This window comes from Bellilinea sp. (genome assembly GCF_034432615.1).
GTDB lineage: Bacteria > Chloroflexota > Anaerolineae > Anaerolineales > Anaerolineaceae > Bellilinea.
The window spans coordinates 1-8,006 of record NZ_DAOUBL010000106.1; the positions used below are offsets into that span (position 1 = coordinate 1).

The window sequence follows — 8,006 nt, forward strand, 5'->3', positions numbered from 1 at the left end:
GCCGAGAAGAAATCCAGGGCTTCGCTGACGGTCAAATCCAACACTTCGGCAATATTTTTCCCCTTGAGGCGCACCTGCAACGTTTCGCGGTTGAAACGTGCCCCATGGCAGACATCACACGGAACATACACATCTGGCAGGAACTGCATTTCAATGCGCAGCTGCCCCTGCCCCTGGCAGGCCTCGCAACGCCCGCCATGCACATTGAAGGAAAACCGCCCGGCTTTGTAGCCACGCAGTTTACTTTCGGGGAGTTCGGCAAACAACTTGCGAATTTCATCAAACAGGCCGGTATACGTACCGGGATTAGAGCGCGGCGTCCGCCCGATCGGCGATTGGTCAATGTTGATAATTTTGTCGAGATGTTCTAGGCCTTCGATGCGTTCATATTCTCCCGGCTGAGTGTGGGCGCCATTCAAATCACGGGCAAGCGCATTGTAGAGCACATCTACCATGAGAGTGGATTTTCCGGAGCCGGAAACGCCGGTGATGCACACCAGTTTTCCCAGCGGTATGCTGACATCCAGATTTTTCAGATTGTTTGCCCGCGCGCCAACGATACGCAAGGTTTTACCGTTGCCATTCCGGCGTTTGGGCGGCAGCGGCACCTGCTGGCGGCCAGAGAGGTATGCACCCGTCAGCGATTTTGGGTTTTCCAGAATCATTTGCGGGGTACCTTCTGCAACAATATAACCGCCGTGTTCTCCCGCACCCGGCCCAAGGTCAATTACCCAGTCCGCCGAACGAATGGTTTCCTCATCATGTTCCACGACCAGAACGGTGTTCCCCAGATCGCGCAGTCCCTTGAGGGTGGCCAGCAAGCGGTTGTTATCGCGCGGGTGCAGCCCAATGGATGGTTCATCCAGCACGTACAACACCCCCATCAGCCGGGAACCAATTTGGGTGGCAAGCCGGATGCGCTGGGCCTCCCCGCCTGAAAGGGTGCTTGCCGATCGGTTGAGGGTCAGATAATCCAGACCCACATCCACCAGAAAACCCAGCCGCGCTTCAATCTCTTTCAGTACCCGGCCGGCAATTGCCTGATCGCGCGCCGAGAGGGGCGTTTGAGGGCCGTTCAGGCGTCGTACCCACTCTAAGGTACGGTTAACCGGCCAGGAAGTTACCTCGACGATATTGAAGTTATCCACAGTGACTGCCAGCGCTTCAGGTCGTAAGCGGCTACCCTGACAGGTCGGGCAGGGGCGGTCGCTCATAAACTCGGTGATTTTATTGCGGATATATTCCGAAGAAGTTTCCCGAAAGCGTCGTTCCAGATTGGGAATGACCCCTTCGAAGGCAGTTTGATACGAGGATTGCCGGTCGTTACGGCCATGAAAGTGAATGCGGATTTCCTCCCCCCCTGTTCCGTAAAGGATTTTATCCAGTTTTTCCCTGGGGATGGATTTGACCGGAGCGTTCAGGTCAATGTGATACCGCGCCGCAACCGCTTCGACCATTTGCCAGTAATACCCGCCCTGATCACGCGGACCGTTCCATTCCAGTGCAATGATTGCCCCATCATTCAGCGAGCGTTCCTTATCTGGAATCAGCAAGTCCGGGTCAATTTCCAGTTTACTGCCCAACCCCTGACAGTCGGGGCAGGCGCCGTGCGGGGTATTGAAAGAAAAAGTGCGCGGTTCGATCTCCGGCAGAGAAACACCGTGCTCCGGGCAGGCTAGATGCTCCGAGAAGAACAAATCCTGCCCAGGATCGGTGGAGAGATTTTGAACGATCAGGTAGCCTTCACCCACCTTCAGGGCAGTTTCCACCGAGTCGGTCAACCGCGAGCGGGCAGCCTGTTCCTCTTCGGCATTTTCCGCTTTGCTCAGCACCAGACGGTCAACCACAGCCTCAATGTTGTGTATTTTGTAACGGTCAAGCGTAATTTCCTCATCCAGTGAATAAACAGTGCCGTCCACCCTCACCCGCACAAAACCGGCTTTGCGGATTTCATCAAAGACCGCCTGATAGGTACCTTTCCTGCCGCGTACAATGGGGGCAAGGATCAAAATCCTTGTCCCTTCCGGCATTCTTTCAATGGCGTCCACAATTTCCTGTGCCGATTGGCGCACCACCTCCCGTCCGCACACCGGGCAATGGGGAATGCCGACCCGCGCAAATAACAAACGGAGATAGTCATACACTTCGGTAACCGTCCCAACAGTTGAACGCGGATTACGCGAAGTGGCTTTTTGATCAATGGAAACAGCCGGTGAAAGCCCCTCAATCGAATCAACATCCGGCTTCTCCATTTGCCCTAAAAACTGACGAGCATACGCCGAGAGCGACTCGACATAACGGCGCTGTCCCTCGGCAAATATCGTATCGAAGGCCAGCGAACTTTTACCCGACCCCGAAAGACCGGTAATCACCACCAGTTGATCGCGGGGAATTTCAACGGTGATATTTTTTAAGTTGTGCTCGCGAGCACCGACTACCCGAATAACATTTTGGGTCATGGCTGAAAACCTTTTTTAGAAACTATATTCTATTATAACATGCCTTTCGGGCATGAAAGCAATTTTGAATCAGGCAATCCATAATTTTACCGCAAAACAAAACTGCCCCGTCATTGTTAATAACTCTTAACCTCTTTTTCGCCCATTGATTACAGCCTCTATGTATAATCTTTTCATTCCGAGAAATTATTTTGGAGAGAAAAAATCATGGAAGAACAAAAACGCAAGCGCGCAATTTGGGCATGGACGATGTACGATTGGGCAAATTCGGCTTTTGCCACCACCATGATGGCAGCTGTGCTACCCGTTTATTACACTTCAGTGGCGGCCGCCAACCTCCCGCCCAACATTGCTACCGCTTACTGGGGCTTTACCACTTCCATATCTGCCCTGATCGCCGCATTAATCAGCCCAATCCTCGGCGCAATGGCCGATTTCAGAGGCGCTAAAAAACGCTTTCTGACCATTTTTATGATGCTGGGCGTAACCGGCACCGCCCTGCTTTACTTTGTCCGCACCGGAGACTGGCTGCTGGGTTCGCTCTTCTTTATTTTGGGAAACATCGGCTTTGCCGGCAGTCTGGTTTACTACGACGCTTTACTGCCCCATGTGGCCAGACCTGAGGAGCTGGATCAGGTTTCCTCACGCGGTTACGCCATGGGCTATATCGGCGGGGGTGTACTGCTGGCAATCAACCTGGCGATGATACTGATTGTGCCCGGTTTCTTTCCGCCCGAACAGGAAGCCGAAATTACCCAACTGATGACCAGAATGGCATTTTTAACGGTTGCGGTGTGGTGGTTTATCTTCACCCTGCCCCTGCTGCGTCATGTTTCGGAGCCCAAACGGCGCATTCTGCCGGGCGAAGAAAAATTCAACCCGATTCAAGCCAGCTTCAGCCGCTTAGGCACCACCTTCAAAGAAATCCGCAATTACCGCGATCTCTCCATTTTCCTGCTGGCTTTCTGGATCTACGCCAACGGAATCAGCACTATCATTACCATGGCTACCGCCTATGGCAACGAAATCGGCATCGGACAGACTACCCTGATTGGCACCTTGTTGATGGTCCAGTTTCTGGCTGCCCCGTTTGCCATCCTGTTCGGCCGGCTTGCCAAACGAATTGGGCCAAAAAAGGCAATTTATCTCAGCCTGTCGGTTTACACCCTGATCTCCATCATGGGCTATTTTCTGCAATTTGAGTGGCAGTTCTGGGCATTGGGTGCCATGGTTGCCACGGTGCAGGGCGGCAGTCAGGCGCTCAGCCGTTCGGTGATGGGGCGCATGATTCCCAAAAGCAAATCGGCTGAGTTTTTCGGTTTTTTCAGCGTGTTTGAAAAGTTTGCCAACATCGCCGGGCCGTTCTTGTTTGGTGTGGTCTCCACACTGACGGGGGCCAGCCGCTTGAGCATTGTTTCATTGATTTTCTTCTTTGCAATTGGCATGGCACTGCTCAGCCGGGTGAATATCGAACGCGGTATGAAAGTAGCCGAACAAGAAGAGCAAACCCTGATCGATCAGGAGGCTCTCACTCAAACCGCATAGGTTTCATCCCCACAATCCGCTTTGTACGGCTGCAAACCACAGAGCGACCAGTAAAATCACCATGCCAATGGAGATGGTCAGTGCAGTAATCAAACGGCTGCGCATGCTCCCCTCCTCCTATACCAGATCAAACCGTTCGGAGTGAACATCGCCGGAAAAGAAACCCATTTTAGTCAGGCTATCCTCAACGGAGTTCATCATGGGCAGCGGCCCGCACACAAAAATTTCTGTGCGGTCTTTCCGGCGCTCCGGCGGCAACCAGCGCTCAAGCACCTTACGGGTAATATAGCCCGTTTCACCCTCCCAGCCGGCGGGAGGTTTCTCCAAAACATAGACCACCCTCAAATTCAAACGATTCTTCAATTCCTCAATTTCTTCGATGAGGGTTAAACTTTCCAGGTCTCTGCCGCCGTAAATCAAGAGCAACGGGCGCTGATCATTGCGCTGCGCCAGGGTATGCAGCATGCTCACCATTGGCGTGATTCCCACACCGCCGGCAATGAATACAAACTCTTTTGCGTCAGGGTGACGATCAATGCTGAATGCACCATAAGGGCCGTCCACGTAAACCTTATCACCGGGTTTTAACTCTTTAATCCTTTGGGTAAAGTCTCCCAATTCCTTAATCGTAAACCGCACACTCCCATCCGAGGCCGGCGCTGAGGAAAAGGAAAAGGGATGCTCGGCGTCCTTAAAAGGTGAGTTGAAAGCGGTAATCCATGCAAATTGACCCGGATGAAACTGCAGCCCGGCATGACCGTCGGGTTCCAGCACCAGCGACCAGCTGCCGCCGCGTTCCGCTTTGACCTCCCGCACCCGATAGGGAGTGCGCAGCAATTGCCATGGCTTCCAAACCCGGGTGTAAAACAGCAATCCTACAAAGAAAATCGAATAGCCCGCCCAGAGCAGCCGCTTCCATGGCTCATTGATATACCAGTTGACCCCCAGCACATGCAGCATGGCAAAGGCTACTGCGGCGGTTGCCAGCATGCCATGCCAGATTCGCCAGCGGGTATATTCAATTTTTAGCGGCTTACGCCACAAAGCCATCACAATTAATCCGGAAAGAGCCAGCAGGGATGTGACCGCAAAACGGGCACGCCAGGGGGTATCCGGCGAGAAGATATTCAAAATGCTGACCGGATGAATTTGTGGAATGAAAAGCAAAATGGGATGTACCAGAATGAGGACAAAAGCAAGGATCGAAATCTGGCGGTGAAAGTGATACACCACATCCGCGCCATAGGGGGCCTTGATTGTTTTGAAGCGGGCTGTCAGCGCAAATTGCAACGCCATCATCGCCAGCCCCACAAAACCCAACGCTACCGAAAACTCGCGGATGAACTCGCGGCCCGGCGGTCGGGGCGGCAGGAACATCACCAACACCGGTAAAAGTGTCAGAAACAGGTATACCAGAACCCAGAAGATCCCCTGAAAAATTCGATTGAGCCTGTGGTTGATCATCATTGCCCTCAAATTTCCCCTAATCATAACATACGCCCTGTCGGTGCGCTGTACCGGCAGGGCGTTTTTGTACAAAGATTATTATGGACAGATAAATAATACGCTATGGTGCAGTTATTTCATACAACTCGACCAGCACACCCCCGCTGCTCTTCGGATGGATAAACGCCATTTTTCGCCCCGGCAGTTCCAGCGGAGTTTCATTAATCAAGCGCACTCCTTTGGCTTTTAAGTCTGTCAGCATCCCTTCAATGTCTTCCACCTCAAAGCACAGGTGGTGCATTCCACCCCCGCGTTCGGCAAGGAATTTTGCCACACCGGTATCTTCACTGGTGGGGCGCACCAGCTCTACTTCGCTTTCGCCAACCGGAATGAACACAACCGTCGCTTTTTGACTGGGTACATCTTCAACATGATCCACTTTCAGACCCAACGCATCCCGCCAGAAAGCTAATGAAGCGTCCACATCCGAAACCGCAATTGCCACATGATTGATTTTTTTGATTTTCGCCATTTTTCACTCCTTGAACTAAATCCATGCCGGAGGTATGTATTCTCCCCACACTTTGCGTAACACACCGCAAATCTCTCCCAGCGTTACGTCGTTTTCCACCATCGTGATAAACAACGGCATCAGGTTTTCACTGCCTTTTGCGGCTGTTTCCAGTCGAGCCAGCAATTCACCGACCCTGGTTGAGTCGCGGCTGGCGCGTAGTTCTGCCAGACGCTGACGCTGCTGGCGCTCGATGGCCGGATCGACTTGCAGCGCCTCCAATTCCAGTTTTTCCTCCACTTGAAAAGCATTCACACCAACCACAATTTGTTCTTTATTTTCGACAGCCTTTTGATAGCGGTAAGCCGCCTCTTGAATCTCATTTTGGATGTAGCCGCTTTCGATGGCTGCCAGCGCTCCACCCATTGCATCAATTTTTTTAATGTACTCGCAGGCCCGCTCTTCAATTTCATTGGTAAGATATTCAATAATGTACGAACCGGCCAGCGGGTCTATCGTATCTGCCACCCCCGATTCGTAGGCAATAATCTGCTGGGTGCGCAAGGCAACCCGCACGGATTTTTCAGTCGGCAGCCACAGGGCTTCATCCATGCTGTTGGTGTGTAGGGATTGTGTCCCTCCCAGCACTGCCGCAAGGGCTTGAATGGCTACGCGAACGATGTTGTTTTCCGGCTGCTGGGCTGTCAGCGTTGAGCCGCCTGTCTGGGTATGAAAGCGCAGCATCCACGATTTGGGGTCCTGAGCGTGAAATCGTTCCCGCATGATTCTCGCCCACATGCGACGCGCTGCGCGGAACTTGGCAATTTCTTCCAGAAAGTTATTATGGGCCGCAAAGAAAAAGGATAATTGATCGGCAAATCGGTCCACCTCCAGTCCGGATTGCAGGGCTGCCTGCACATAGGCAATCGCATCCGCCAGCGTAAAGGCAACTTCCTGGACAGCCGTTGAGCCGGCTTCGCGGATGTGATAACCGGAAATGCTGATGGTGTTCCAGCGCGGAACATTCCTTCCGCAATATTGAAACACATCCGTTATTAGACGCATGGATGGTCCCGGCGGGAAGATGTAAGTTCCCCGTGCAACATATTCTTTCAGAATATCATTTTGAATGGTACCGCGCAGCCATTTTTCCTCAACCCCCTGCCGGCGTGCTACGGCAATATACATCGCCAACAGAATGGCGGCCGGGGCGTTGATGGTCATACTGGTGGAGACCTTATCCAGCGGAATTTCATGAAAGAGAATCTCCATATCCCGCAAGGAGGAAATGGACACCCCTACTTTTCCCACCTCTCCGCTGGCAATTGGGTCGTCGGCATCATAACCAATCTGGGTTGGCAAATCAAACGCCACTGAAAGCCCGGTTTGTCCCTGCTGAAGCAGATATCGGTAGCGGCGGTTGGATTCTTCAGCAGTGGCGTATCCGGCATACTGGCGCATTGTCCAGAATCGCCCGCGGTACATGGTTGGCTGAACCCCGCGGGTAAACGGGTACTCGCCCGGGAAACCCAACTCTTTGAGATAATCGCACTTGAAGGGCAGTCCCAGCCTTGGTAAAGGAATTTGCGAGGGGGTAAAAAATTCAGGTTGACGTTCCGGATACTTGGCAATCAGAGGTTTCAGGACTTCTTCTTCCCAACGTTTTCGTTCGGATTCAAGCGACATTTTTTTCCTCTTTCCGCAAAAGGGTGAACCTGATTTTAGTATACCGTAGCCGCCCTCAATTCGGACTGGAAGAATTTATGGTAAACTACAAACAAATATCCTGAACTGTTCAAAATTCCCTGGTCGGGGGTATTTTTTTGTGCACTTCAAGGAACAACTCTGATGACCCCATTCCTGCAACTCATCTTTGTCCTCACCATCATTCTTTTTGCATCGAAACTGGCCGGTTATCTGACCACCAAAATTGGTCAGCCGGCTGTGCTGGGTGAACTGCTGGTTGGCTTGCTGCTCGGCCCATCGCTCATAGATTTGACACATCTTGTCTTTATTACCGACCGTCATCTGGGCGAGGTGGTGGC

The 8,006-nt window shown here is 52.4% G+C and carries 5 protein-coding genes and 1 pseudogene; 2 read left to right on the forward strand and 4 right to left on the reverse strand.

Features of this window, described 5'->3' with window-relative positions:
- Positions 1–2,459, reverse strand: a 2,459-nt coding sequence (uvrA, locus tag VAE48_RS04940; protein ID WP_322792209.1) for an excinuclease ABC subunit UvrA, incomplete at its 3' end; no start/stop codon positions are given.
- Positions 2,460–2,666: 207 nt separating this feature from the next.
- Between uvrA and VAE48_RS04945 the strand changes: the two genes are divergently transcribed.
- The gene (locus VAE48_RS04945; RefSeq protein WP_322792210.1) at positions 2,667–4,004 is read left to right on the forward strand and encodes an MFS transporter; all 1,338 of its coding nucleotides are present in this window, start codon (positions 2,667–2,669) and stop codon (positions 4,002–4,004) included.
- Positions 4,005–4,121: 117 nt separating this feature from the next.
- On the opposite strand, the gene VAE48_RS04950 is transcribed toward VAE48_RS04945, so the two are convergent.
- The 3 genes from VAE48_RS04950 to VAE48_RS04960 all read right to left on the reverse strand — a co-directional run bounded on the left by VAE48_RS04950 (position 4,122) and on the right by VAE48_RS04960 (position 7,647).
- On the reverse strand, positions 4,122–5,471 hold the full coding sequence (locus VAE48_RS04950) for a ferric reductase-like transmembrane domain-containing protein (RefSeq protein WP_322792211.1): 1,350 nt from the start codon (positions 5,469–5,471) through the stop codon (positions 4,122–4,124).
- A 100-nt stretch (positions 5,472–5,571) separates the two neighbouring features.
- Positions 5,572–5,982 (reverse strand): methylmalonyl-CoA epimerase, encoded by a 411-nt coding sequence (gene mce / locus VAE48_RS04955; protein ID WP_322792212.1) that lies wholly within the window; start codon positions 5,980–5,982, stop codon positions 5,572–5,574.
- 15 nt (positions 5,983–5,997) lie between these two features.
- A complete protein-coding gene (locus VAE48_RS04960; protein WP_322792213.1) occupies positions 5,998–7,647 on the reverse strand; it encodes a methylmalonyl-CoA mutase family protein in 1,650 nt (549 codons plus the stop codon).
- Positions 7,648–7,809: 162 nt separating this feature from the next.
- Here VAE48_RS04960 and VAE48_RS04965 point away from each other — a divergent pair.
- Positions 7,810–8,006, forward strand: a pseudogene (locus VAE48_RS04965) (cation:proton antiporter); the annotation flags it as partial.